The organism is Pseudomonas sp. AM14(2022), from assembly GCF_036346455.1.
Classification (GTDB): domain Bacteria; phylum Pseudomonadota; class Gammaproteobacteria; order Pseudomonadales; family Pseudomonadaceae; genus Aquipseudomonas; species Aquipseudomonas putida_A.
Genome location: NZ_JAOTNY010000006.1, coordinates 243,730 through 268,628, shown reverse-complemented (window position 1 = coordinate 268,628; position 24,899 = coordinate 243,730). Strand labels below are relative to the sequence as shown.

The 24,899-nt window shown below is 60.7% G+C and carries 25 protein-coding genes; 13 read left to right on the top strand and 12 right to left on the bottom strand.

What is annotated here, in order from left to right:
* Positions 1–195: 195 nt before the first annotated feature.
* Positions 196–2,556 carry a DNA polymerase II gene (locus tag V3W27_RS14955; RefSeq protein WP_330206932.1) on the top strand — a complete coding sequence of 787 codons (2,361 nt, stop codon included), beginning with the start codon at positions 196–198 and terminating at the stop codon, positions 2,554–2,556.
* Here the strand turns inward: V3W27_RS14955 and V3W27_RS14950 are convergent.
* From V3W27_RS14950 to V3W27_RS14940, 3 genes are all read right to left on the bottom strand, one after another.
* Positions 2,521–2,991, bottom strand: coding sequence for a DUF1810 domain-containing protein (locus tag V3W27_RS14950; RefSeq protein ID WP_007966638.1), 471 nt, complete (start codon positions 2,989–2,991; stop codon positions 2,521–2,523). The genes V3W27_RS14955 and V3W27_RS14950 overlap by 36 nt on opposite strands.
* A 28-nt stretch (positions 2,992–3,019) precedes the next feature.
* Complete coding sequence (locus V3W27_RS14945; RefSeq protein ID WP_225138374.1) at positions 3,020–3,841, bottom strand: aldo/keto reductase; 822 nt, start codon at positions 3,839–3,841, stop codon at positions 3,020–3,022.
* A 178-nt stretch (positions 3,842–4,019) separates the two neighbouring features.
* Entirely contained in the window at positions 4,020–5,168 is a 1,149-nt protein-coding gene (locus V3W27_RS14940) for an aldose epimerase family protein (RefSeq protein WP_097087765.1), read from the bottom strand.
* Positions 5,169–5,402: 234 nt separating this feature from the next.
* On the opposite strand from V3W27_RS14940, the gene V3W27_RS14935 reads away from it, so the two are divergent.
* The 3 genes from V3W27_RS14935 (at position 5,403) to V3W27_RS14925 (ending at position 8,541) form a co-directional block, all read left to right on the top strand.
* On the top strand, positions 5,403–6,152 hold the full coding sequence (locus V3W27_RS14935; RefSeq protein ID WP_330206931.1) for a hypothetical protein: 750 nt from the start codon (positions 5,403–5,405) through the stop codon (positions 6,150–6,152).
* Positions 6,153–6,325: 173 nt separating this feature from the next.
* On the top strand, positions 6,326–7,543 hold the full coding sequence (locus V3W27_RS14930; protein ID WP_330206930.1) for an MFS transporter: 1,218 nt from the start codon (positions 6,326–6,328) through the stop codon (positions 7,541–7,543).
* Between the two features lie 212 nt (positions 7,544–7,755).
* Positions 7,756–8,541 (top strand): sulfite exporter TauE/SafE family protein, encoded by a 786-nt coding sequence (locus V3W27_RS14925; protein WP_064586898.1) that lies wholly within the window; start codon positions 7,756–7,758, stop codon positions 8,539–8,541.
* A gap of 80 nt (positions 8,542–8,621) precedes the next feature.
* Here V3W27_RS14925 and V3W27_RS14920 read toward each other — a convergent pair whose 3' ends face one another.
* A complete protein-coding gene (locus V3W27_RS14920) occupies positions 8,622–9,095 on the bottom strand; it encodes a GNAT family N-acetyltransferase (RefSeq protein ID WP_330206929.1) in 474 nt (157 codons plus the stop codon).
* 209 nt (positions 9,096–9,304) lie between these two features.
* Here V3W27_RS14920 and V3W27_RS14915 point away from each other — a divergent pair, with 209 nt between their 5' ends.
* A complete protein-coding gene (locus V3W27_RS14915) occupies positions 9,305–9,877 on the top strand; it encodes a DUF4174 domain-containing protein (protein WP_330206928.1) in 573 nt (190 codons plus the stop codon).
* A 138-nt stretch (positions 9,878–10,015) separates the two neighbouring features.
* Here the strand turns inward: V3W27_RS14915 and ampC are convergent, their stop codons facing one another.
* The gene (gene ampC / locus V3W27_RS14910; protein WP_330206927.1) at positions 10,016–11,182 is read right to left on the bottom strand and encodes a class C beta-lactamase; all 1,167 of its coding nucleotides are present in this window, start codon (positions 11,180–11,182) and stop codon (positions 10,016–10,018) included.
* 160 nt (positions 11,183–11,342) lie between these two features.
* Here ampC and V3W27_RS14905 point away from each other — a divergent pair, with 160 nt between their 5' ends.
* The gene (locus V3W27_RS14905; RefSeq protein ID WP_103369780.1) at positions 11,343–12,215 is read left to right on the top strand and encodes a LysR family transcriptional regulator; all 873 of its coding nucleotides are present in this window, start codon (positions 11,343–11,345) and stop codon (positions 12,213–12,215) included.
* A 132-nt stretch (positions 12,216–12,347) separates the two neighbouring features.
* Here the strand turns inward: V3W27_RS14905 and gudD are convergent, their stop codons facing one another.
* Both gudD and V3W27_RS14895 read right to left on the bottom strand, forming a co-directional pair.
* Positions 12,348–13,691, bottom strand: a complete 1,344-nt coding sequence (gene gudD, locus V3W27_RS14900; protein WP_103369512.1) for a glucarate dehydratase — start codon at positions 13,689–13,691, stop codon at positions 12,348–12,350.
* 34 nt (positions 13,692–13,725) lie between these two features.
* Entirely contained in the window at positions 13,726–15,072 is a 1,347-nt protein-coding gene (locus V3W27_RS14895; protein WP_330206926.1) for an MFS transporter, read from the bottom strand.
* 366 nt (positions 15,073–15,438) lie between these two features.
* Here V3W27_RS14895 and V3W27_RS14890 point away from each other — a divergent pair, with 366 nt between their 5' ends.
* Positions 15,439–16,152: a FadR/GntR family transcriptional regulator gene (locus tag V3W27_RS14890; RefSeq protein WP_103369508.1), complete on the top strand. Its 714-nt coding sequence runs from the start codon at positions 15,439–15,441 to the stop codon at positions 16,150–16,152.
* A gap of 92 nt (positions 16,153–16,244) precedes the next feature.
* Positions 16,245–16,478 carry a hypothetical protein gene (locus V3W27_RS14885; RefSeq protein ID WP_097087777.1) on the top strand — a complete coding sequence of 78 codons (234 nt, stop codon included), beginning with the start codon at positions 16,245–16,247 and terminating at the stop codon, positions 16,476–16,478.
* Positions 16,479–16,614: 136 nt separating this feature from the next.
* On the opposite strand, the gene V3W27_RS14880 is transcribed toward V3W27_RS14885, so the two are convergent.
* Positions 16,615–17,508, bottom strand: coding sequence for a DMT family transporter (locus tag V3W27_RS14880; protein ID WP_330206925.1), 894 nt, complete (start codon positions 17,506–17,508; stop codon positions 16,615–16,617).
* 101 nt (positions 17,509–17,609) lie between these two features.
* Here V3W27_RS14880 and V3W27_RS14875 point away from each other — a divergent pair, with 101 nt between their 5' ends.
* Positions 17,610–18,473 carry a LysR family transcriptional regulator gene (locus V3W27_RS14875; protein ID WP_096797757.1) on the top strand — a complete coding sequence of 288 codons (864 nt, stop codon included), beginning with the start codon at positions 17,610–17,612 and terminating at the stop codon, positions 18,471–18,473.
* 118 nt (positions 18,474–18,591) lie between these two features.
* Here V3W27_RS14875 and trhP read toward each other — a convergent pair whose 3' ends face one another.
* Positions 18,592–19,926, bottom strand: a complete 1,335-nt coding sequence (gene trhP / locus V3W27_RS14870) for a prephenate-dependent tRNA uridine(34) hydroxylase TrhP (RefSeq protein WP_330206924.1) — start codon at positions 19,924–19,926, stop codon at positions 18,592–18,594.
* A gap of 192 nt (positions 19,927–20,118) precedes the next feature.
* Here trhP and V3W27_RS14865 point away from each other — a divergent pair, with 192 nt between their 5' ends.
* Both V3W27_RS14865 and V3W27_RS14860 read left to right on the top strand, forming a co-directional pair.
* A complete protein-coding gene (locus V3W27_RS14865; protein ID WP_330206923.1) occupies positions 20,119–20,805 on the top strand; it encodes a cysteine hydrolase family protein in 687 nt (228 codons plus the stop codon).
* A 117-nt stretch (positions 20,806–20,922) separates the two neighbouring features.
* A complete protein-coding gene (locus V3W27_RS14860; RefSeq protein ID WP_027613894.1) occupies positions 20,923–21,984 on the top strand; it encodes an AI-2E family transporter in 1,062 nt (353 codons plus the stop codon).
* Here V3W27_RS14860 and V3W27_RS14855 read toward each other — a convergent pair.
* The 3 genes from V3W27_RS14855 to V3W27_RS14845 all read right to left on the bottom strand — a co-directional run bounded on the left by V3W27_RS14855 (position 21,981) and on the right by V3W27_RS14845 (position 23,034).
* Positions 21,981–22,163 (bottom strand): hypothetical protein, encoded by a 183-nt coding sequence (locus V3W27_RS14855; RefSeq protein ID WP_330206922.1) that lies wholly within the window; start codon positions 22,161–22,163, stop codon positions 21,981–21,983. The genes V3W27_RS14860 and V3W27_RS14855 overlap by 4 nt on opposite strands.
* Positions 22,164–22,265: 102 nt before the next feature.
* Entirely contained in the window at positions 22,266–22,460 is a 195-nt protein-coding gene (locus V3W27_RS14850) for a hypothetical protein (protein ID WP_047597446.1), read from the bottom strand.
* A gap of 229 nt (positions 22,461–22,689) precedes the next feature.
* Complete coding sequence (locus tag V3W27_RS14845; protein ID WP_330206921.1) at positions 22,690–23,034, bottom strand: hypothetical protein; 345 nt, start codon at positions 23,032–23,034, stop codon at positions 22,690–22,692.
* A 257-nt stretch (positions 23,035–23,291) separates the two neighbouring features.
* On the opposite strand from V3W27_RS14845, the gene V3W27_RS14840 reads away from it, so the two are divergent.
* Both V3W27_RS14840 and V3W27_RS14835 read left to right on the top strand, forming a co-directional pair.
* Positions 23,292–24,110 carry a shikimate 5-dehydrogenase gene (locus V3W27_RS14840; protein ID WP_330206920.1) on the top strand — a complete coding sequence of 273 codons (819 nt, stop codon included), beginning with the start codon at positions 23,292–23,294 and terminating at the stop codon, positions 24,108–24,110.
* Positions 24,111–24,322: 212 nt separating this feature from the next.
* Positions 24,323–24,841, top strand: a complete 519-nt coding sequence (locus tag V3W27_RS14835) for a cupin domain-containing protein (protein ID WP_330206919.1) — start codon at positions 24,323–24,325, stop codon at positions 24,839–24,841.
* Positions 24,842–24,899 lie beyond the last annotated feature (58 nt).

Sequence of the window (24,899 nt, the reverse complement as noted above, 5' to 3'; positions counted from 1 at the left end):
GAGGGAGCTTGCTCCCGCTGGACTGCGTAGCAGGCCCAAACCCTGAGAATTCGGTTTGCCTGATACACCGATTTGCCTGGTTTTGCGACTGCTGCGCAGCCGAGCGGGAGCAAGCTCCCTCGCCACAGGGGATGGGGTTATCTCGGACGATGCCGCGTAGAATGCCCCTCTGATTCAATTCCTGAGGTTGCAGTGGTGGATTTACAGCAGGGCTTCGTCCTGACCCGGCATTGGCGCGATACCCCGGCCGGCACCGAAGTCGAATTCTGGCTGGCGACCGACGCCGGGCCGCGCCGTGTGCGCCTGGCGCCGCAAACGTCAGTGGCGTTTATCCCCGCCGAACAGCGTGAAGCGGCCGAACGCCTGCTGCACGACGAAAAGAACGTCGAACTGCGCCCGCTGGCCCTGCAGGACTTCGAACATCGCCCGGTGCTGGGCCTGTATTGCCAGCAACACGGCCAGTTGATGCGCCTGGAAACCGCGCTGTCCCGCGCCGGTGTCGATGTCTTCGAAGCCGACGTGCGTCCGCCCGAGCGCTACCTGATGGAGCGCTTCATCACTGCACCGGTGCTGTTCGGCGGTAGCGCCGACGCCGATGGCGTGCTGCTCAACGCCCAACTGAAACCCGACCCTAAATATCGCCCCAAACTACGGCTGGTCTCGCTGGATATCGAAACCACCGAAACCGGCGAGCTGTATTCCATTGCCCTCGAAGGTTGCGGCCAGCGTCAGGTGTACATGCTCGGCGCGCCCAACGGTGACGCCAGCATCGTCGACTTCGACCTCGAATACTGCGACTCACGCACGCTGATCCTGAAAAAGCTCAACGACTGGTTCGCCCTCCACGACCCCGACGCGATCATCGGCTGGAACGTCGTGCAGTTCGACCTGCGCATCCTTCACGAACACGCGCGACGCCTCGGTGTGCCGTTGAAAATCGGCCGTGGCGGTGAAGAGATGCAGTGGCGCGAACACGGCAGCCGCACGCACTACTTTGCCTCGGCAGCGGGGCGCTTGATCATCGACGGCATCGAATCGCTGCGTTCGGCGACCTGGAGTTTCCCCTCGTTCAGCCTGGAAAACGTCGCGCAGACCCTGCTCGGCGAGGGCAAGGCGATCGATAACCCGTACCAGCGCATGGACGAAATCAACCGCATGTTCGCCGAGGACAAACCGGCGCTGGCCAAGTACAACCTCAGGGACTGCGAGCTGGTGACGCGGATCTTCGCCAAGACCGAACTGCTGACGTTTCTCCTCGAACGCGCCAGCGTTACCGGCCTGCCGGCGGATCGCAGCGGCGGCTCGGTAGCGGCGTTTACCCATTTGTACATGCCGCTGATGCACCGCCAGGGTTTCGTTGCGCCGAACCTGGGCACCAATCCGCCACAGGCCAGCCCCGGCGGCTTCGTCATGGACTCACAGCCGGGGCTGTACGAGTCGGTGCTGGTGCTGGATTACAAGAGCCTGTATCCGTCGATCATCCGCACTTTTCTGATTGACCCGGTGGGACTGATCGAAGGCCTGCAACACCCGGACGATGCCGATTCGGTGCCGGGGTTTCGCGGCGCACGGTTTTCGCGCACCCGGCATTGCCTGCCGTCGATTGTCGCGCGGGTCGCCGAGGGCCGCGAGACCGCCAAGCGCGAGCACAACGCGCCGTTGTCGCAAGCGCTGAAGATCATCATGAACGCCTTCTACGGCGTGCTCGGTTCCAGCGGCTGCCGGTTTTTCGATACGCGGCTGGCGTCGTCGATTACCCTGCGCGGCCACGAGATCATGCTGCGCACTCGTCAGTTGATCGAAGCGCAGGGCCACGCGGTGATCTATGGCGACACCGACTCGACCTTCGTCTGGCTGCGTCGCGCGCACGGGCTGGAGGAAGCAGCGCAGATCGGTCAGGCGCTGGTCAAGCACGTCAACGACTGGTGGCGCGAGCACGTGCGTAAGGAATACGGCCTGCAAAGCGCCCTCGAATTGCAGTACGAGACCCACTACAAACGCTTTCTGATGCCGACCATTCGCGGTGCCGAGGAGGGCAGCAAAAAGCGCTACGCCGGCCTCGTTACCCGCGCCGATGGCAGTGACGAAATGGTCTACAAGGGCCTGGAAACCGTGCGCACCGACTGGTCGCTGCTGGCTCGGCAGTTCCAGCAGGAACTCTACGAGCGGATCTTCCAGCGCAAGCCGTATCAGGATTACGTGCGCGATTACGTGCGCAAGACTCTGGCCGGCGAGTTCGATGAACGACTGGTCTACCGCAAGCGCCTGCGCCGCACCCTCGACGACTACGAACGCAACGTGCCGCCGCATGTGCGTGCAGCGCGGCTGGCCGACGATTACAACGCGCAGCACGGGCGCCCGCGGCAATACCAGAACGGCGGCTGGATCAGTTACGTGATCACCCTGGCCGGGCCGGAACCGCTGGAAGTGCGCCGCGCGGCGATCGACTACGACCATTACATCACCCGCCAGCTGCAACCGGTGGCGGACGCGATTCTGCCGTTCGTCGATGACGATTTCTCAACCCTGATCGGGGGACAACTGGGCCTGTTTTGAGTCCAGCAGTTGCAGGGTCCATTCATCGAGGATGCCGTGGAAGTAGCGCTCCAGCGCCTGAGCGAACGGGCAATCTTCGGCGCTGAACTGCGCAAACAGGGTCATCGAGGAGTGGAATTTCAGGTCGTCGGGGTGGCCGAAAATCTCGGCAATCGAGCGCTGACGGATGTTCAGTACCAGCTGCGTGCAGGTGCGCAGCCGCGCACCGAGCAGGTCGTGGGCCAGATAGGCCCGCGCCTCGTCGGCGGATTGAATGGCGAAGCGCCGGGACATTTCGCTGCCGCCCAGCCCGGCGAACTGCGGGAACACAAACCACATCCAGTGGCTACGCTTGCGCCCCTCGTCGAGTTCACGCTGGACCCGTTCGAAAACCGGGTCCTGCGCCTGGACGAAACGCTGCAGATTGAACGGGTCGTACTGATCAGTGCTTCTCATGACGAAGCCCTCGCCAACGGCCAGCGACTCAGACCATCGCCAGCCGCTGCTTGCGTTGTGGCGCTTTGAATACCTGATCCAGCGCCGCCAGATCCCCGGCATCCAGTTGCAACTGCGCCGCTTGTGCATTGAGTTGCACGTGTTCCGGTCGCACAGCCTTGGGAATCGCAATCACACCATCCTGACGCAGAATCCACGCCAGTGAAACCTGTGCCGGGGTCACGTTGTGACGAGCGGCAATCTTGTTCAGTACCGGTTCTGCCAGCATCGCGCCGCCCTGGCCGATCGGGCAGTACGCCATCAACGGCATACGCTGTTGTTGGCACCAGGGCAGCAAGTCGAATTCGACGCCGCGCTCTTCCAGGTTGTACAGCACCTGATTGGTGGCGCAGGCCGGGTTGGCCAGTTCTTCGAGGTCATCGACATCGAAATTCGACACGCCCCAGCGGCCGATCTTGCCGTCCTCGCGCAGGCGTTCGAACGCTTCGACGGTTTCATCCAGCGGATACTGGCCGCGCCAATGCAGCAGATAGAGGTCGATGTAATCGGTGTCGAGCCGGCGCAGGCTGCGCTCGCAGGCTTGGGGGATGCCTGTGCGGCTGGCGTTGTGCGGGTAGACCTTGCTCACCAGAAACACCTGGTCGCGCAGACCGGCAATGGCTTCGCCGACCACGCTTTCGGCACCGCCCTCGGCGTACATTTCTGCGGTGTCGATAAGGGTCATGCCCAACTCGATACCTTGTCGCAGCGCGGACACTTCACGCGGGTGCGCCGAACGGTCTTCGCCCATGCGCCAGGTGCCCTGGCCAATCACTGGAACCTGCACGCCTGCCAGTTCAAGGGTACGCATTCAAACCTCCTGTGCTGATGGTCATACCTTAGTGGGCAGCAGGATAGCGCAGGGGTTCCAATGGAGGTCGATGAACCTGTGGCGAGGGGATTTATCCCCGATGGGCGCGTAGCGCCCCCAAGAAGCAGGGTTGCTGCGCAATCCATCGGGGATAAATCCCCTCACCACAAGACCGGTGTTACTTAGCGGAGAACTTCAGGACTACGCTGTGGTTGTAAGTCTGCCCCGGATCGAGACGCGTGCTCGGGAAGTCCGGCTGATTCGGCGCATCCGGATAGTGCTGGGTCTCCAGGGTAAACGCGCCCCAGTGCGGATAGACCTTGCCACCCTTGCCCTTGACCGTGCCATCAAGGAAGTTGCTGGTGTAGAACTGCACACCCGGCTCGCTGGTGAACAACTGCAAATGCCGCCCTGACTGCGGATCGCTGACCTCGGCGGCGACTTTGCTCACATCACCTTTGGTATCCAGCACCCAGTTGAAATCGAAGCCGCCCTGTTTCGGCTCGGCGAATTTCAGCTGTGGGTGATCGGCCTTGATGTGCGTACCAATGGCGGTGGGTTTGGTGAAGTCCATTGGTGTGCCGGCCACTGGCGCCAGTTCGCCGGTCGGGATCAGTTTGCCGGTGACCGGGGTGTAATGGCTGGCGTGCAAGGTGGCCACCTGCTTGAGGATGTCGCCATTGCCGGCACCGGCGAGGTTGAAGTAGCTGTGGTTGGTCAGGTTGAGCACGGTCGGTTTATCGGTGCTGGCCTTATAGTCGATGCGCAACTCGTTGCTGTCGGTCAGGCGATAGGTCACCTGCGTTGTGAGATTGCCGGGGAAGCCCATTTCACCGTCTGCCGACAGATAGGTGAGGGTCACGCCGACGGAATCCTTGTCCTTGGTTTCCTGCGCTTTCCAGACCTTCTTGTCGAAACCCTGAGTACCGCCATGCAAGGCGTTGGACTTGTCGTTCTGCGGCACCTGATAGCGCTTGCCGTCGAGTTCGAACGCGCCGTCCGCGAGGCGATTGCCGAAACGGCCGATGGTCGCGCCGAAATACGCTGTGCCTTTCTGGTAACCCTGGACATCGTCGAAACCGAGCACCACATCGGCTGCTTTGCCGTGTTTGTCCGGCACCAGCAGCGATTGCAGGGTGGCGCCGTAGGTGATGACGGTCGCCTGCATGCCGTGGCTGTTGCGCAGGATGTATTGCTCGACGGGCGTGCCGTCGTTGGTTTTGCCGAAGGCTTTGTGTTCGGCGCTGAGGCCGGCCGCGTTGGCGGAGAGGGTGGCGATCATCAGGGACAGTCCGAGGCCGGAGAGCAGGTGACGTGATTGAAGCATGGTTGACCTTCCTTTTTGTTGTTGTTTTCAAAACAGGGTAATAGTCATGCTAATTGTGGGTTGAGTCAGAATTTATAGCCGGTTAAAGGTTTAGTGCAAATATAAAGTCATACTAAATAGTTGCCGAAGGTCGGGAAATCTTGCCAGCGCTGCACTTTTCCGGATTCGGCGGCTCTATCCATGGCCAGGATGCGGCGACGCCCGCCGCACAGGAATGTGCCCGTTCGAGAATTCATGCCGAGAGTTTTTCACCCGATCGCCCAATTTTTCCGCCGCCCGTGCCTGCTGCTGGCCTGTCTGTCATCGCTGTTTGTCAGCGGTTGCACGCACCAGACCGGCAACGGTTTCATCGCTCAGATGCGTGACGGTCAACCGCAGGAATTCCTGCAGACCAGCGTCGATCGCATGGCCACGTTGGCGATGCGCGACAACCTCAACAGCCTTTATCGCCTGATGGGCAAGCTGTATTTGCGCAACCCGGAAGAACTGCGCAAGTCGGGCTTCCTCGACATCAACACGGCGGTGAAACAGGTGCGCCTTGCCGTCGAGCAGCAGCAACCGTTACCGGTGTTGGGCGGGCGCAAAGATCTGGCGGCGCTCAGCTATGCGATGAGTCCGGAGTTTCTCGGGGATCGGGTCGGCGCCTTCATCTATGCCATCGGCAGCATGCTGGTCACCGCCCACGGCAATCGCATCGAGTTCTACATGACCGATGCAATCAACCCGACCTTCGTCCACAACGCCGCGCGCAACATCGAGAAAGCCACGTGGATTCTGGCCCAGCGCCAGAACAAGGAAGGCCAGCCGCTGCTGTTCTCCAATGAAATCTCGGAGGAGGGCAGCAACCTGAGTTTCGCCACCGAGTTCGGCAAGATCGTCGCGCGGCTCGACTTGCTGGCGCAGATGCTTGATGAGCGCTACCGGCGCATCGGCCTGAACTACGCGCAGAGCCTGCTGTTCCTGAATTTCCTTCCGGTGCAGTAAGTGCGGAGATCCATGGGAGCGAGCCTGCTCGCGAAAGCGATCTGCCAGGCGCTGAATCTCTGATAGATCCACCGCATTCGCGAGCAGTCTCGCTCCCACATTGATCAAATTGTGCATGGGATTTTTGTATACAATCCATCGCTACTATTGATCCAAAGGGAGCTGCACCTGTCATGACCGACTCCGCAAGCACCGACTTCAACCGTATCGACCGCGCCACCCGTGCAGAAAAACTGCCCTATGCCGCGTTGCTGGCCTTCGCCATGACCGGCTTCATCGCCATCCTCACCGAGACCCTGCCGGCCGGGCTGCTGCCGCAGATCGGCGCCGGGCTTGGGGTCAGCGAAGTGCTCGCCGGGCAACTGGTGACGCTGTATGCGCTGGGCTCGATTGTCGCGGCGATTCCGCTGACCGTCGCCACCCGGGGCTGGCCACGGCGGCGGGTGCTGTTGATGACGGTTGGCGGGTTCCTGGTGTTCAACACGGTGACCACGTTCTCCAGCCATTACGGCTTGACCCTGGCCTCGCGGTTTCTCGCCGGGATGGCGGCAGGGCTGTCGTGGGGAATCATGGCCGGTTACGCCCGTGGCATCGTGCCGGTGCACCAGCAGGGGCGGGCACTGGCAATCGCCATGCTCGGCACCCCGGTGGCGCTGTCGCTGGGCACCCCGGCGGGAACCTGGCTGGGCAACCTGATCGGCTGGCGCGCCTCATTCGGGATCATGTCGGCGCTGGCGTTGGTGCTGGCGGCGTGGATTGTGCTGGCGGTGCCGGACCGTCCGGGCCAGGCCAGCGCCGAACGCCTGCCGTTGCTGCAATCTCTGCGTCTGCCGGGCGTACGGCCGGTGCTGTTCGTGGTGCTGACCTGGATGCTCGGGCACAACATTCTCTACACCTACATTGCGCCGTTCCTGATGCAGGCCGGGCTGGCCGAGCGCGTCGATCTGGTGCTGCTGGTGTTCGGCCTGTGTTCGCTGGTGGGGATCTGGATCATCGGCCTGCTGGTGGATCGCTGGTTGCGCTGGCTGACGCTGATCAGCCTCGCGGTGTTTGCCGTGACCGCACTGGTGCTGGCGCTGATATCTCCGTCGCCGTGGCTGATCTACACCTGCATGGCCGTGTGGGGCCTGTCGTTTGGTGGCTCGGCGACGTTGCTGCTGACGGCGGCGGCGGATTCGGCCGGCGAGCATGTGGACGTGGTGCAAGCGATGCTCACCACCTCCTGGAACGTGGCGATTGCTGGCGGCGGTCTGTTTGGCGGGTTGCTGCTGGATCGGGCGGGCGCGATGTCGTTTCCATGGGCGTTGTTGATCCTGTCGCTGATCGCGCTGGCGACGGTGTGGATCAACCGGCATCACAGTTTCAAACCGGGCCGGCGCGTCACCGCATGACTTTGTAGGAGTGAGCCTGCTCGCGATAGCGTCTCCGCAGACAAATCATTCGTGTCTGATAAAACGCTATCGCGAGCAGGCTCACTCCTACAGTAGAGATGATGTGGATTTGAACAAAGGCATAACGATAGACCGCATCGATATATGTGGTTATATGAAAAATCGCTATGCTGCGGGCCAGATTTTTCCTGTCGTTTTTTCTGGACGTCTTAATGGAATTGGCAAATTTCGGCCTGGTGATTGCCGGGCTGGTGGTGGGTTTTATTGTCGGCATGACCGGTGTCGGCGGCGGTTCGTTGATGACGCCGATCCTGCTGTGGTTCGGTATCAACCCGGCAACCGCGGTGGGCACTGACCTGTTATACGCGGCCATTACCAAATCCAGTGGCGTGCTGGTGCACAAAAAGAACAACAACATCGACTGGGCCATCACCGGCTGGCTGACCCTCGGCAGCGTGCCGGCAGTCGCCATGACCCTGTGGTTTCTCAGCACCCTGCACACCGCGCCCGAGGCGATGAACGCGATCATCAAACAGGCCTTGGGCTTCGTGCTGTTCGCCACGGCGCTGGCGATTCTGTTCAAGAAGCGCCTGCTCGAATTCGCCCACAAACGCGCGGGCGGCAACTACAACCCGAGCGGCGCGCGCCTGAATGTGATGACAGTGATCACCGGGCTGATCCTCGGCACCATGGTTGCCCTAACCTCGATCGGCGCCGGCGCCCTCGGCACGGTCGCGTTGTTCATCCTCTATCCGCTGCTGCCAACCCGGCGCCTGGTCGGCACCGAAATCGCCCACGCCGTGCCGTTGACCCTGGTTGCCGGTCTGGGCCACGCGAGCATGGGCAACATGGACTGGGGCGTGTTGGGCTTTCTGCTCATGGGTTCGTTGCCAGGCATCTGGCTCGGCAGCCACCTGACCGGGCGCATTTCCGATGAATTGCTGCGCCCGTGCCTGGCGACCATGCTGCTGTTGATCGGCTATAAACTGGCGTTCTGATGTAGGAACTGCCGCAGGTTGCGATCTTTTGATCTTCGTTTTTACGATCAAGATCAAAAGATCGCAGCCTGCGGCAGCTCCTACGCTGGGGTATGAAGGATGTTGAATTTCATGACGGTCACCGGCAAATCCTCGTAGACCAGATCCTCGACCACCTCCCAACCCAACCCCGCATACAGTGCTTGCGCCGCATCGGTGTACAGATACAACGTCTGTACGCCCAACGCCCTGGCTTCTTCGACAATCCGATTGACCAGTTGCGAAGCAACCCCGCGTCCACGCTCTTCGGCCTTCACATAAACCCCGGCCAGCCATGGCGTCAGCTCGGGACGGATCTTCATGTCGCTGTCGATCAGCAGCGCGCCACCGAGCAATCTGCCGTCTTCAATGGCCACCACCACGCTGGGAACCGCACCCTTGCCGCAGGCCGCGCGCATCCGCTCGGTGCGGGCTGCAAGGGTGTCGCCGTCACGGAATTCGCCCCATTCCTTGAAATTGAGTTCGGCCAGTTCCTCAATCAAATGCGGGTGATCGCACAGGTAGTCGATGTGCATGGGTTGAACTCCATTTCGTGGGCAGAACGACCACCCTAATGCGCTGATAAAAGGTAATCAAATCCGGGTCACGATTATGCCGATGCAGTTGCGCAATGACGTGGCTGACCTAAGCTTCTGACAAGGCGAAACATATTTGCCGGGCACGACCCCGGAACAATCGCCGCGATGCGCAATCATTAGAGCGTGGATATCAAAAGGAGATGCGCATGCTCATCAGGTCACTGACCCTGACACTCTTGCTGGCGATTGCCGGCCCCTTGTTCGCCGCTGACAATGACTCGCCCATAGCCGGGGATATGGGACGGGCCCGACCGTTGATCGTGATCGCCCAAAGCACCGTCGACCCGGTGTGGGTGGGGTTGAAAAAGTCGCTGGAAGATCCGGCGAACAAGAAGGGCGTCGCCGACCGCAACATCAAGGTCTACACCATCCTCAATATGGCCGGACAACTCGACGGCAAGGATCTCGGCCAGCAAGACACCATGGCTTTGCTGCGGTCGCTGAAACTCGGTGCCGGCGCGTACCCGAAAGTATTCCTGCTGGGCAAGGACGGCGAGACCAAACTCTCGGCCTCGGGCGATGAAGCGAAATCGGTGGACCTGAAGAAAATCTTCGACACGGTTGACGCGCTGCCGGCCAGCGAAAAGGAAATCAGCGCACCGACGGTCGCTGAAACCAAGGCCTCCGTCGCCGAACCGGCAGGCAAGAAAGGCGAGAAGGGCGCCAAGGCGAGCAAACCGGCGAAACCGAGCAAGCCACCGGAAATGCCGGATGACTGATGGCATGGCCTGAATCAAAAAAATGGGCGACCTCTGCAGGTCGCCCATTTTTATTGCCCGCCCAAAAAGATCGCAGCCTGCGGCAGCTCCTACATGGGATCGGTGTAGGAGCTGCCGAAGGCTGCGATCATTTGATTTTCAGTCGACTAAAGCGCTGAAGATCGTGTGAGCAATCTTCACCCGCTCCGGAATCGGGAAGTTCTTGTTCGCCAGAATCACCACGCCGACATCCTTCGACGGCACAAACGCCACGTAGGTCCCAAATCCACCGGTAGAGCCGGTCTTGTTGATCAGCACATTTTCCGCCTGCGGTTGTGGCGGGGTCAGCCACTGCACCTTGTGCGGCCGCATGGCCATTTCCGTGCTGTTGCCGGCCAGCAAGCGGTCGAGGCTGATCGGGTAACGGTACATTTCCCAACCCAGGCCCTGGGTCATTTCGCCGACGCTGTAATAACCGGTGTGGGTGTTGGCGATGGCTTGTTGCAGCGGAGTTTCAAGGCTTGCCGGTTTCAGGTTGGCCTGCACGTAACGCAGCATGTCGGCGGCGCTGGTTTTCACGCCGTAGGCTTCTGAATCCATGGCGCCCGGGGTGACGCGCACCGGTTGGTTGTTTTTGTCGTAGCCCTGCGCGTACAGGCTCATTTGTGCTTTCGGCACCTGCAGGTAAGTGTGTTGCAGGCCGAGTTTCGGCAGCAGGGTTTCGCTTATCGCCTGATCATATGACTGACCGAGGGTCTTGGCGGCCAGATAACCGAACAGGCCCAGGCTCGGGTTGGAATACAGGCGCTGGCTACCGGCCGGGAAGCCCGGTTTCCACTGTTGGTAGTAGCCGAGCATCTTCTCCGCCGAATCCCACTGGCCAGGGAATTGCAGCGGCAGGCCGCCGGCGCTGTAGGTGCCCAGTTGCAGCACGCTGATGTTGTCGAAAGCGCTACCTTTCAGTTCCGGCCAGAGTTGGCTGGCCTTGGTCGACAGGTCCAGTTTGCCCGTCGCCTGCGCATAGCCGGCCAGGGTCGCGGCGAAGGTTTTGCTCACCGAGCCGATTTCGAACAGGGTGTTTTCGCTGACTTTCTGCCCCGTGTCCTTGGCAGCGAAGCCGTAATTAAAGTAATGCGGTTGGCCGTTGATGGTGATGGCGACGGCGAGGCCGGGGATGTTCTGCTGCTGCATCACCGGGGTGACGGCTTTGTTCACCAGCGCTTGCAGTTGCTCGTCGCCGGGTGTGGCGGCCATGCACGCGGTGGCGCCGAAAAACAGGCCGAAAGCGCTGCAGGAAATGAATTTTCTCGGGGTGATGAAGGACATGAGTGAACCACTCTCCATGAGTGTTGAGGGTGATATCCCGCTACACTGCGGGCGATTTTGTTGTTGGGCAGCTGATCAGCGCCGACAATTTAGGCAGTCTGGCACTCGTCGACAAACGATGATATTTCGGATGAGCCATTAGAAAAATTTGGGACTGGGCATGATTCGACCTCAATTGCCGCTCAATGCACTGCGCGCGTTCGAAGCTTCGGCGCGGCATCTGAGCTTTACCCGTGCCGCCGTGGAGTTATGCGTGACTCAAGCGGCGGTGAGCCATCAGGTGAAAAGCCTCGAAGCGCAACTCAACGTCACCCTGTTCAAACGCCTGCCCCGCGGGCTGATGCTGACCAGTGAAGGGGAGACCCTGTTGCCGGTTTTGACCACGTCGTTCGATCATATCGCGCAGATGCTCGAGCGACTGGCCGGCGGTCAGTATCGGGAAATGTTGACCGTGGGTGCCGTCGGAACCTTCGCGGTTGGTTGGCTGCTGCCACGGCTGGCAGACTTCCAGGCGAAACATCCGCTCATAGATTTGCGACTGTCGACTCACAACAACCGGGTCGACGTCGCCGCCGAGGGGCTGGATTACGCGATTCGTTTTGGCGCCGGAGCGTGGCACGGCATCGAGGCCACGCGCCTGCTCGATGCGCCATTGTCGGTGCTGTGCGTGCCGGAAATTGCCCGGCAGTTGCATACCCCGGGCGATCTGCTGCAACAGCGCTTGCTGCGTTCCTATCGCACCGATGAATGGCCGGAGTGGTTTCACGCCGCCGGCCTGGCGACCCACGCGGCGCCGCCGCAGAGCATTGTCTTCGATTCGTCGCTGGCGATGATGGAGGCCGCGCTGCAGGGCAGCGGGGTAGCGTTGGCACCGCCGCTGATGTTCGCCCGGCAACTGGCGGCGGACGTGATTCGTCAGCCGTTTGCGATTGAAATCACCACCGGCAGTTATTGGCTGACGCGCTTGCAGTCACGGCCGGAGACGGCGGCGATGACGGCGTTCAAGCAGTGGCTGGTACAAATCTCTGCCTGACACAAATCCCCCCTGTGGGAGCGGGCTTGCTCGCGAAGGCGGCGTGTCAGTCAACTCAAATATCGATTGACACGCCGCCTTCGCGAGCAAGCCCGCTCCCACAGGGGACAGTGGTGGACTGCAGATCAGAATTCAGCGCACCAGACACGGCCGCTTGTTATCGAACGTCCACCCCGGTATCAAAAACTGCATCGCCACGCTGTCATCCCGCGCGCCGAGACCCATGCCTTTGTACAGTTCGTGGGCCTTGGCCAGCTGATCCATGTCCAGCTCCACCCCCAGCCCCGGTTTCTGCGGCACTTGCACGCAACCGTCGACAATTTGCAGCGGAGCCTTGGTCAGACGCTGGCCGTCCTGCCAGATCCAGTGCGTGTCGATGGCGGTGATGTCGCCCGGTGCCGCCGCCGCGACATGGGTGAACATCGCCAGCGAGATATCGAAGTGATTGTTGGAGTGTGAGCCCCAGGTCAGGCCCCACTCATGGCACAACTGCGCGACACGTACCGAGCCTTGCATGGTCCAGAAGTGCGGGTCGGCCAACGGAATGTCCACCGACTGCAACTGAATGGCGTGGCCCATCTCGCGCCAGTCGGTGGCGATCATGTTGGTCGCCGTCTTCAGTCCGGTTGCGCGGCGGAACTCGGCCATGACTTCGCGCCCCGAGTAACCGTTTTCCGCACCGCACGGGTCTTCGGCGTAAGCCAGCACCTTATGTTGATCGCGGCACAGGCGGATCGCTTCTTTCAGTGACCAGGCGCCGTTCGGATCAAGCGTGATACGCGCCTCGGGAAAGCGTTCGGCCAGTGCCGTCACCGCTTCGATTTCCGCGTCGCCACTGAGCACGCCGCCCTTGAGTTTGAAGTCCTGGAAACCGTATTTCGCCTGGGCCGCTTCAGCCAGGCGCACCACCGCTTCGGCGCTCATGGCCTTCTCGTGACGCACGCGGAACCAGTCGTTATCGGCGTCCGGTTCGCTGCGGTAGGCGAGGTTGGTCTCGCGTTGATCACCGACATAAAACAGATAACCGAGCATCTTCACTTGATCGCGTTGCTGGCCTTCGCCGAGCAGCGCCGCGACCGGTACGTCGAGGTGTTGCCCGAGCAGGTCGAGCAGGGCGGCTTCGAGTCCGGTGACCGCGTGGATGGTGATGCGCAGGTCGAACGTCTGCAGACCACGGCCGCCGGCATCACGTTCGGCGAAGGTCTGGCGCACCTGATTGAGGATCTTCTGATAGTTGCCGATTGTGCTGCCGAGCACCAGGCTGCGGGCGTCCTCCAGTGTCTGGCGGATGCGCTCGCCACCGGGCACTTCACCGACGCCAGTGTGGCCGGCGTTGTCCTTGAGAATGACGATATTGCGGGTGAAAAACGGCCCGTGGGCGCCGCTCAGGTTGAGCAGCATGCCGTCGTGGCCGGCCACGGGAATCACCTGCATTTCAGTGATGATTGGCGCTTTGGCAGTGTCGTGTGCGGTCATGTTTTTATCCTTGTCAGCATCTTTAAAAAGGAAGTCATGCGTGCTTTGGCGCGGCCTCGGCCACGGCGAGGTCAGCAGCGGGTTTCGGGGTGGTGCGTGCAGCGAAGACGATGATCGCGGCGATGATCGAGGTCGCGGCCAGGCCGTAGAGGCCGCCCTGAATCGAGCCGGTGTGTTCTTCGAGCAAGCCGAAGGTGGTCGGCGCGACGAAGCCGCCGAGGTTGCCTACCGAGTTGATCAGTGCGATCACTGCCGCGGCGATCCGTGCATCCAGATAGGCCTGCGGAATCGGCCAGAACAACGATGAGGCGGACTTGAAGCCCAGCGCGGCAAAACAGATCGCGACAAAGGCGAAGATCGGCCCGCCGGTGGTGGACATGAACATCCCTGCTGCGGCGATCAACAACGCGGTGGCGACCCAGGCTTGCTGGTGCTTCCACTTGGCCGAGAAAGCGGCGAAGGCGTACATGCCGACGATCGACAGCAGCCACGGGATCGAGTTGAACAGCCCGACCTGGAAGTCACTCATCTCACCCATTTTCTTGATGATGCTCGGCAGCCAGAACGTCGCGGCGTAGATCGTCAGCTGAATGAAAAAGTAGATCAGGCAGAACAGGATGATTTGCCGGTCCTTGAGCAGTTTGCCCATTGACGGGCGGATCGGCGTCGCGGCTTCGCGGGCCTTCTGTTCATCATCGATGGCGCTGACCAGTGTGTCCTGTTCGGCGCGGGTCAGCCATTTCGCGTCATGCGGTTTGGCGTCGAGCCAGAACCACACAAACACGCACAGCCCGACGGAAAACATCCCCTCGATGAAGTACATCCATTGCCAGCCGTGCATGCCGAGGCCGTTGATCTGCAAGAGCAGGCCGGACAACGGGCCGGAGATCAGCGAGGCGACTGCCGAACCACTGAGGAAAATTGCAATCGCCTTGCCGCGTTCGGCGCCGGGTAGCCAGCGCGTGAAGTAGTAGATCACCCCGGGAAAGAACCCGGCCTCGGCCACGCCGAGCAGAAAGCGCAGGATGTAAAAGTGCGTTTCGTTCTGGATGAACGCCATGCCGGCGGCGACCAGGCCCCAGGTGAGCATGATGCGGGTCAGCCAGATACGCGCGCCGACTTTTTGCAAAAGCATGTTGGACGGCACTTCGAACAGCGCGTAACCGATGAAGAACAGACCGGCGCCGAAGCCGTAGGCGGCAGCCCCGATGCCCAGATCATGTTCCATGTGAGTGCGGACGAAACCGATGTTCACCCGGTCAATGTAATTGACGATGAACATGATCACGAAGAGCGGCAGGACGTGGCGTTTCACTTTCGAGATGGCGGACGCGAGTGTCGAATCGACGCCCTCGTTCATCCCGGAGACGGAGGTTTTCACTTGGTTTTCTCCCACTGATTATTTTTATGCGGGGTAGGGCTGGATGGTGCGTTGTTGATAGACATCATACAACTGAGATTTTTTGTCCTACAAGTGGGGTGGAGCGATTAAATTTGTCTGGTGAACGAATTCTTTATTTCTTTTTGGTGTTTTTCCCCGTTTTTATTGGTTTTAATCGCGGCCGTCAGACGCGCCTCTTGGGGTTCACGATCCAAATGCTCAAACAGGGCGTAGCGCTTGGTTGTTGCGTTTTTTTCGATTTATTGAGTGTTGTCATACAAGTTGAAGGCGGTTTCGGCGCTAAAATCGACTCGTCAGCCACCCCGCAGTGCTACGATCGGCAAGCCCCGATCACCGGAACCGAACATGCAAGAAGACCTCGACGCCCCCGCGCCCAAACGTGCGCACAACCTCGCACACGATCTGGTGGAAAAACTCACCCAGAGCATCCTGCTCGGCCGGCTGTCGCCCGGTGACAAGCTGCCGTCGGAGAACGCCATCGTTCAGGAGCACGGCGTCAGTCGCACGGTCGTGCGCGAAGCGATTTCCAAGTTGCAGGCGTCGGGGCTGGTCGAGACGCGGCACGGCATCGGCAGTTTTGTCATCGAGCGCGCTGCCGAGCAGGGCTTGCGGCTGAATGTCGACACCGCGCTCGGGGTGCGCAGCATTCTTGAATTGCGCATGGGCCTGGAGACACAGGCCGCGGCGTTGGCCGCGTCACGTCGCAGTGAGCAGCAATTGCTGCAGATGCGTCAGGCGCTGGATGACTATCAGCGTCTGCTGGACAGCAACGACAGTTGTGTCGAGGCCGACCGACGCTTTCATTTGCTTATTGCCGAAGCCACCGGCAACGTCTGCTTCAGCGAAATCATGCAGCACTTGGGCAGCGCGATGATTCCACGTCAGCGGCTCAACGCTGCCGAGCGTGGCGCGGCGGATCTGAGCAAGCTGGGGCAGTTGGCCCATCTGGAGCACGAAGCGATCCTGAATGCGATCAAGCGGCAGGATCCGGACGCGGCGCGCGCGGCCATGTGGCTGCACCTGACCAACAGCCGCGACCGCTTCAGTGCGCAGGGCTGATTGCCGTTGGTCTGCTCGATAGCACCGCCTGCGCAGGCACGCTTCCAAGCTGTATGGCCCGGGTTCTCCGGACCTCCTTGGTGAGGTGTGTCATGGCTAATGATTTGCTGTTTCAGGGTGGTGTGTTGCCGACCGATCCAACCCGTCCGGTACCCGGCACGGATGAGCCGACACTGGCCGATCACGATGCGCCGCCGGGCATGAGTCCGGGGCGCGATCCGTTGAGTGATGCCGATCGGCCGGAAGACTGGAAGGACCCGGCGGCGGACGATGATGATGTGCCACCGGCGGATGAGCCGACGCCATTGTCGGATGACAGGCGCTGAGGCTAACCCGGCATGAGATATTTATAGTCTGCGCCGGCCCTTTCGCGAGCAAGCTCGCTCCCACAGGTAGAACGCATCCCCCTGTAGGAGTGAGCCTGCTCGCGATGGGGTCATCAGCCTCAGTAAAAAACCTCGATCAGACCTCAACCGGTCGACCCTCCACCCGCCGCTCCAGATTCAACGCCAGCACACTGATCAACACCACCGCCGACCCCGCCAGCACCATCAGCGTCGGTCGCTCGCCCAATCCCAGTGAAGCAATCCCCATCGCCGTCGGTGGTATCAGGTACAACGTCATCGTCGCCCGGCTCAAGTCCACATGCCTGAGCACAAAGCCCCAGGCCAGATACGCCAGCGCGCTGGGAAACACCCCCAGCGCCAGCACCGCCCATTGCACTCGCAGTGGTGCTTTGACTACCGCCGCACCCAGCCCCGGCAGATAAATCAGCAACAGCAACGTCCCCGACCACACCGCATAGCAGGCCAGACTGAAGCCGTCATAACGTCGGGCGTGATGTTTTTGCAGGGCGAAATAAATGCTCCATGACAGCGCCGCCAGCAGAATCAGCAAGCCATGCGCGTCGATCTGCCCCAGGCCCCGATCGGCGCTGACCACGATCACCACCCCGACCAGTCCCAGCAAGACGCAGCCCCATCGCCAGACACTGACCTGATCCTTGAACACGTAACGCGCCAGCAGCGTACTGAACAGCGGGCTCGACTGCGCCAGTACGCTGGAGGCGCCGGCGCTGACACTTTGCTGGCCGATGTTCAGCGCCACGTGATGCAGGCTGACCGCGAACAAGCCCAAAGCGAACAGCAGCGGCACATCGCGCCGTTGCGGTAGGCGAATACCTTTGAAGGCAGCGATGACAGCCATGAACACCGACGCCAAAAGAAACCGCAGCAGCGCCAGATGCCCGGGGTCGTAGGCTTGCAGGCCGATGTGAATGCCGGTCGGCGAATAGGCCCAGCAGCCGACCACGAACGCCATGGCCAGAATGATTTTCAAGGGAGAAGGAGACGGCATGATCGGCGCACCGCAAGGGTTGATGCGCCGAGTATCCGGGCGGCCGACAAGTCTCCGCAACTGACTTATACTGCGCTGAATGTTCACTTTGAGTGATGAGTATGGAGCTGGCGCAGATCCGCATGTTCAAGACCGTGGCCGACGAGGGCAGCATTGCCCGGGCCGCTGAAAAGCTGTTTTGTGTACCGTCGAACATCACCGCACGGATCAAGGCGCTTGAGGCGGAACTCGGCGTCGCACTGTTTCTGCGCGAGGGACGCGGGCTGCGGATCAGTCCGGCGGGACAGACGTTTCTCGCGTATGCGGAGCGGATTCTGGCGCTGACCGCCGAAGCCAAGCGCGCGGTGGATCCCGCCGCCGAACCGTCCGGCCCGCTGCGTATCGGCGCGATCGAGTCCTCGGCCACCGGGCGATTGCCGCGGCTGTTGGCCAAGTTTCACCAGCGCTATCCGCAGGTGGCGCTGGAATTGACCACTGGCACCTGGGGCCAATTACTCGACGACACCGTCAGCCATCGCCTCGACGGCGCCATCGTCGCGGTGGACGTCGAGCGTTCGCAACTGAAACGCACGCCGATGTACCGCGAAGAATTGCTGCTGATTGCCTCGACGTCATTCGGCCCCGTGCGCGACATCCACGATCTGCAGGACAAAACCGTGTTCATGTGGCCGCAGGGTTGCCCGTATCGGGCGGCGCTGGAGCACTGGTTGTTGCGTCAGGGGCAGGCGCTGCCGATTGTCAGCCTGGCGAGTTATGGGGCGATTGTCGGTTGCGTGAGTGCTGGCGCCGGCGTGGCCTTGGTGCCTAAAGGCGTGTTCGAGCAATACGCCAAGGGCGCTGGATGCGTGGGGTATGAGTTTCCCGAACTGACGGCGATCGACAACCTGTTTTACTGGCACGAAAACGCCGGGGTACACCCGGCGCGTGAAGCGTTTGTGGCGATGTTGCGTGAAGAATTCCTCTGATTCCGCTACGCCCGCATTCCCTGTGTAGGAGCTGCCGAAGGCTGCGATCTTTTGACTTTGTTATTGAAGAACAAGATCAAAAGATCGCAGCCTGCGACAGCTCCTACAGGGGAGGGGGTCAAGGAGTCAGGTCGCGCATCAGCAGGCCAAAGCGCAAATCCACCGCATCCGGAATTGGCAGGTAAACCGTGTGCCCGTCGCCGGGGGCGACTTCAATGGTTTCACCCTTGGCACTCTGCAACTGGTGCAGATCGAAGTGGAAATTGCCCTTGGGTGTCATCAGTTCCAGATGATCGCCCAAGGCAAAACGGTTCTTCACTTTGACCTCGGCCAACCGGTCGCGGCGTTCGCCGGTGAGTTCGCCAACGAACTGCTGACGCTCGGACACCGAGCTGCCGTTCTGATAATTCTGGTATTCGTCATGCACATGGCGACGCAGGAAACCTTCGGTGTAGCCGCGCTGGGCCAGTGATTCCAGATCGGTCATCAGACTGCGGTCGAACTCGCGCCCGGCCATCGCATCATCAATTGCCCGGCGATAGACCTGGGTGGTGCGTGCGCAATAGAAGTGCGATTTGGTCCGGCCCTCGATCTTCAGCGAATGCACGCCCATGCGCGTCAGGCGTTCGACATGCTGCACCGCGCGCAGATCCTTGGCGTTCATGATGTAGGTGCCGTGCTCGTCTTCAAAAGCGGGCATTAATTCATCGGGGCGATTGGCTTCCTGCAGCAGGAACACCTGATCGGTCGGCGCGCCGATGCCCAGGGTCGGCTCCGGCTGGAAGGTCTGCACGATCTCGCCGAGCTGGTTTTCCGTGGCTTGCTGCGCCGAATACTTCCAGCGGCAGGCGTTGGTGCAGGTGCCCTGATTGGCGTCGCGCTTGTTCATGTAGCCCGACAGCAGGCAGCGCCCGGAGTAGGCCATGCACAGTGCGCCATGGACGAACACTTCCAGTTCCATGCCCGGTACCTGTTCACGGATTTCGCCGATTTCTTCCAGCGACAGCTCCCGCGACAGAATGATCCGGCTCAGCCCCTGTTGCTGCCAGAACTCGACACTCGCCCAGTTCACCGTGTTGGCCTGCACCGAAAGGTGGATCGGCATCTGCGGGAAATGCCGGCGCACCAGCATGATCAGGCCCGGGTCGGACATGATCAGCGCGTCCGGCGCCATCTCGATCACTGGCGCCAGATCCTTGAGGAAGGTCTTCAGTTTGGCGTTGTGCGGGGCGATGTTGACCACCACGTAGAAGCGCTTGCCCTGTGCCTGCGCTTCGCGAATGCCGAGGGCGAGGTTGGCGTGGTCGAACTCGTTGTTGCGCACCCGCAGGCTGTAGCGCGGCTGGCCGGCGTAGACCGCATCGGCACCGTAGGCGAAGGCATAGCGCATGTTCTTCAGGGTGCCGGCAGGGGCGAGCAGTTCCGGGGCGGCGAGGGGGAGTTCAGGGATCATGGCGGCATCGGTCGCAAAAGCGCGGCAGGGTAGTGCAGTGGCAAGTGCGGTTTATTGATCTGGATCTACGTTTGAGTGCGTGGACTTTATCTGTGCAGAAAGGGCACAGATCATGTGCCGGTTTCATTGTGTTCGGTGCGGCGGTGGCTGCTTAAGATTCGCTTGTCAAATCAACCGAGGCAGGACTTTCCCATGCAGAACTTTACTCGCCGCTTTCTCACCGCTTGTGCATTTTCCGGTGTAATGGCCAGCAGCGCAGCGATGGCCGACAACCACCCGACCATTCGGGCATTGTCCGGCGCTACACCGGTCGATCATCTGCCAGCGGGCAAGTCTGCGCTGGTGGTGATCGACTTCCAGAATGAATATTTCAGCGGCCGGATGCCGATCCCGGACGGTGCCGCTGCCCTGGCGAAAACCCATGAGCTGATCACTTTCGCTGACAGTCACAAGATCCCGGTGTATCACGTGCAGCACGTCGCGCCGGCCGGTTCGCCGGTATTTGCCGTCGATGGCCAGACCGTCAAATTTCACCCGGACATGCAGCCGCGCCCGCAAGACGTGGTGCTGCAAAAGAGCACCGTCAGCGTGTTCGCCAGCACCGACCTTGACCAGCAATTGAAAAACGCCGGCATCCAGACCCTGATCATTTCCGGCCTGATGACCCACGCCTGTGTGGCGGGTGCCGCGCGGGACGCCGCGCCTTTGGGCTACAACGTGATTGTCGCGTCCGATGCCTCGGCGACCCGCGCCATCACTCGCGCCAACGGCGTGTTTATCGACAAGGATTCGCTGCACAAGGCCGCGCTGGCGGAAGTCGAAGACACCTTCGGCGACGTGTTGAGCACTGCGCAGATCGTCAAACTGCCGTTGCGCTGATTAGCCGGGCTGCTTCGTCCAGGCAATCTATGCTCCATGAACAAAGATGGCACTCGCGCGCGCCCCGGCTGACTAAGGTTCGGGGCGTGCGAGACGCCTGACTGACATGGATCGGACATGAACGAAAAAACCCTGCAATTCAAATCCCTCACCGTGCTGTTGCTGTTGGTGACGGTCGCCTTCATCTGGATTCTGCTGCCGTTCTACGGCGCGGTGTTCTGGGCGGTGATTCTCGGCATTCTGTTTGCGCCGATGCAGCGCAAGTTACAGCTCAAATTTGGCTGGCGGCGCAACCTGACAGCGCTCTGCACGCTGGGCATCTGCCTGGTGATCGCGATTCTGCCGGTGATCATCCTCAGCATCCTGTTGGTCCAGGAAGGCGCGACGGTTTACAACAACATCGAAAGCGGCCAACTGGACATCGGTGCCTATCTGGCACAGTTCAAACACAGCTTACCGCCGTATTTTCAGCATTTGCTCGATCGCTTCGGCATGGGCGAGTTGAACGGTTTGCGCGAGAAAATCGTCAAGGCGTCGATGCAGGGCAGTCAGGTGCTGGCCAGTCAGGCGTTCAGTTTCGGTCAAGGCACATTCGAGTTCGTGGTCAGCTTCGGCATCATGCTGTACCTGCTGTTTTTCTTTCTGCGCGATGGCGCCGAGCTGGTGCGCAAGGTACGCACTGCGGTGCCGTTGGAAGAGAGCCACAAACGCCGTTTGCAGTTGAAGTTCAATCGGGTGGTACGCGCGACGGTCAAGGGCAACCTGGTGGTGGCGGTCACTCAGGGCGCATTGGGTGGGGCGATTTTCTGGTTTCTCGACATCCCCAGCGCGTTGCTGTGGGCGGTGCTGATGGGCTTTCTGTCGCTGTTGCCGGCGGTGGGTGCGGGAATCGTCTGGGCGCCGGTGGCGGTGTACTTCCTGCTCAGCGGGATGATCTGGCAAGGCGTGGTGCTGGGGCTGTTCGGGGTGTTTGTGATCGGTCTGGTGGACAACGTGCTGCGCCCGATCCTGGTCGGCAAGGACACGCGCATGCCGGATTACATGATCCTGATCTCGACCCTTGGCGGCCTCGCAGTGTTCGGCCTCAACGGTTTCGTGATCGGGCCGCTGATCGCAGCGCTGTTCATGTCCAGTTGGGCGTTGTTCATCGAGACCAAACCGAAAGTCCAGTTGCCTTAAGCGTGGAATCGGCCGCTGACGATTTTCTGCGACAGGGCCTGCGCCGCGGGCAGCGAAGTGAGCGGGCCGCTGATCGGCTCGCCATCGCGCACCACATACCAGCAGGCGAGCAATCCCGACGCTCTGAGCGATGCCGGAACAGCGCTGCCGATTACCGACATGATTTGAACCTGAGCCATGACAAGTACCTCCATCAATCTGTGGAGCTACCTTAGGGATTCGCTGCGCTCAGGGACAATCAACGCTTTCGATAGTGGTCATTGATCACAGTGAGGACTGCATCAGTCGACAACCTGGTCGAGCATGTGCACCACTTCGTGCTCATTGAGCAGGCCCTTGTGCACGAGATTCTCCGCCAGCAGCGAAAGAAACTTGGCGCAGCGGTGGCCTTCCAGGTGTTTCAGTTCAGTCAACGCGCTGTACACCTTGCTTGAAGTGCACAGGCCGACGATGCGGTGCGGATTTTGTGTAGGCATGGGTCGTCCTTGTTTTTATCAACCTGTTGTTTACGGACGGATTCAGATTGCGGTTCCGTCATGACAAATAGATGACCGTTCTGTGTTTTGCCCCCAACGGTCAAGTCCATCATGCCGACTTTAGCTGCTGGAACTGTCCTCACAGCGACCTTGACGAGATTTTTTCAGACTTTGCCCGACCGACGGTCATAAAAAAGCCCCGCTATAAAGCGGGGCTTGTCGGTTGCGATTACCAGCGCGGGCCACCGTAGTAGCCGTGTGGTCGGCCGTAGTAGCCGCGTGGTGGGCCGTAGTAGACCGGGCCAGGCACGTAAACAGGTTGTTGCACGTAGACCGGGGCCGGCTGGTAGTAGACCGGTGGCGGTTGCACATAAACCGGTGCCGGTTGAGCGTAAACAGGCTGTTGCACGTAGACCGGCCGGTCCTGGTTGATCAACGCGGAGCCGATGATGGCCGAGCCGACGATCGCACCAAACACTGCCGGACCCTGCCAGCCACCGCCGTGGGCTTCTGCCTGACCTGTGATAGCGAATGCACCAATCAACAAGGCCACGATGGGGAGTTTACGAATCATGATAATTCCTCGGTTCTTCGACCCGGCGTCCGGGCCTGCACCAGGCCCAAAGTTGTCGCGGGGATACTTCTATGACAGCGAAATTCTGAAAATCAGCACAGCCGCTGGGTAAATTTTGTGTAAGGTCTGTACCGGCTTCTTTACCAGTCGGTCAAAGGGGCACGCGGCCCGTTGCAGACAGGCGCTTATGATCGTCCAGAACCCGATGGAATGGCTAACTCCGTCCATCCGAAAGTCCGTTTTGAAGGAGAAGTTTCATGCAGATGAATCCCAACAAAGACACCCAGCTGTGCATGTCCCTGTCGGGGCGCCCGGGGAATTTCGGTCTGCGCTTTCATAACCATTTGTATGAGCAGTTGGACCTGAACTTCTATTACAAGGCGTTCAGCAGTCAGGACCTGCCGGGGGCCGTCGGCGGCATTCGTGCGCTGGGGATTCGTGGTTGCGGGGTGTCGATGCCGTTCAAGGAAGCCTGCATCGCGCTGGTCGATGAGCTGGATGCGTCGGCAGCGGCGATCCAGTCGATCAATACCATCGTCAACACCCACGGCCATCTCAAGGCTTACAACACCGATTACATCGCCATCGCGCAATTGCTGGAAACCCACGCGGTACCGCAAGACACGACGTTTGCCCTGCGCGGCAGCGGCGGCATGGCCAAAGCAGTGGCGAGTGCCTTGCGCGATGGTGGCTACAAGAATGGCTTGATCGTTGCGCGTAACGAGCGCGCCGGACGGGCACTGGCGGACTCGCTGTGCTATCGCTGGCAGGCGGAGCTCGGCGACGAGCGGCCGCAGATGCTGATCAACGTCACCCCGTTGGGCATGGACGGCGGGCCGGAGGCCGGGCAACTGGCGTTCGAGCCTGAAGTGATCCAGGCCGCCGGGATCGTGTTCGATGTGGTAGCGATTCCGTCCGAGACGCCGCTAATCGTGCGTGGGCGGGCTGAGGGCAAGAAGGTGATTACCGGGCTGGAAGTGATTGCGATCCAGGCGCTGGAGCAGTTTGTGCTGTACACCGGGGTGCGGCCAAATGAAGAGCAGTTTGCGGCGGCGGTGGCATTTGCTCGCAGCTGATCATTGAGTTTTGCGCTGATCCATCGGGCCTCTTCGCGAGCAAGCCCGCTCCCACAGGTATCAGGTTGCAACACAACCAGGTGAGCAACCACAAATCCTGTGGGAGCGGGCTTGCTCGCGAAGGCCGCGACTCGGTTGTTAGTCGGTTGCCTATACTGCGGCCTCAGCAAGCCCAGACTTGCCCCTCATAAAAAACCTGATCGAGGCTCCCCATGCATCCGCCCATCCTCAACCTGCACCAGGTCGAACTCGAATCCCTGCCCGAAGCCCTTGCCCCGGAAGGCGAAACCGCTGGCCGCTATCAACAACGCATGGCGCGCATCGGCCAGCAGCTTGGTGCGCAGAAACTCGGCTATCGGTTGTACGCCTTGCCGCCAGGCATGCGCGGCAGTCCGTTTCACAGCCATCGGGTCAATGAAGAGATGTTCTATGTGGTGGCCGGGGAGGGCGAAGTGCGGTTAGGAGCCGAACGCTTTCCGATCCGCGCGGGCGACGTGATCGCCTGCCCGCCGGGCGGCCCGGAAACGGCGCATCAGATCATCAACACCAGCGACGCGGAGCTGCGTTACCTGGCGGTCAGCACCCAGCAGCAACCGGATATCTGTGAATACCCAGACTCCAACAAATACGCGGTGATGGACAATTTCAAGGTTGATGCCGAGGGCAATGCGTCAGGTTTTGTTGCCGTGGCGCGGCAGGCGGATGGTGTGGATTACTGGGATGGTGAATAAATAGAGATCTTCGGCTTGGTGCAGACCCTGTGGGAGCGGGCTTGCTCGCGAATGCGGT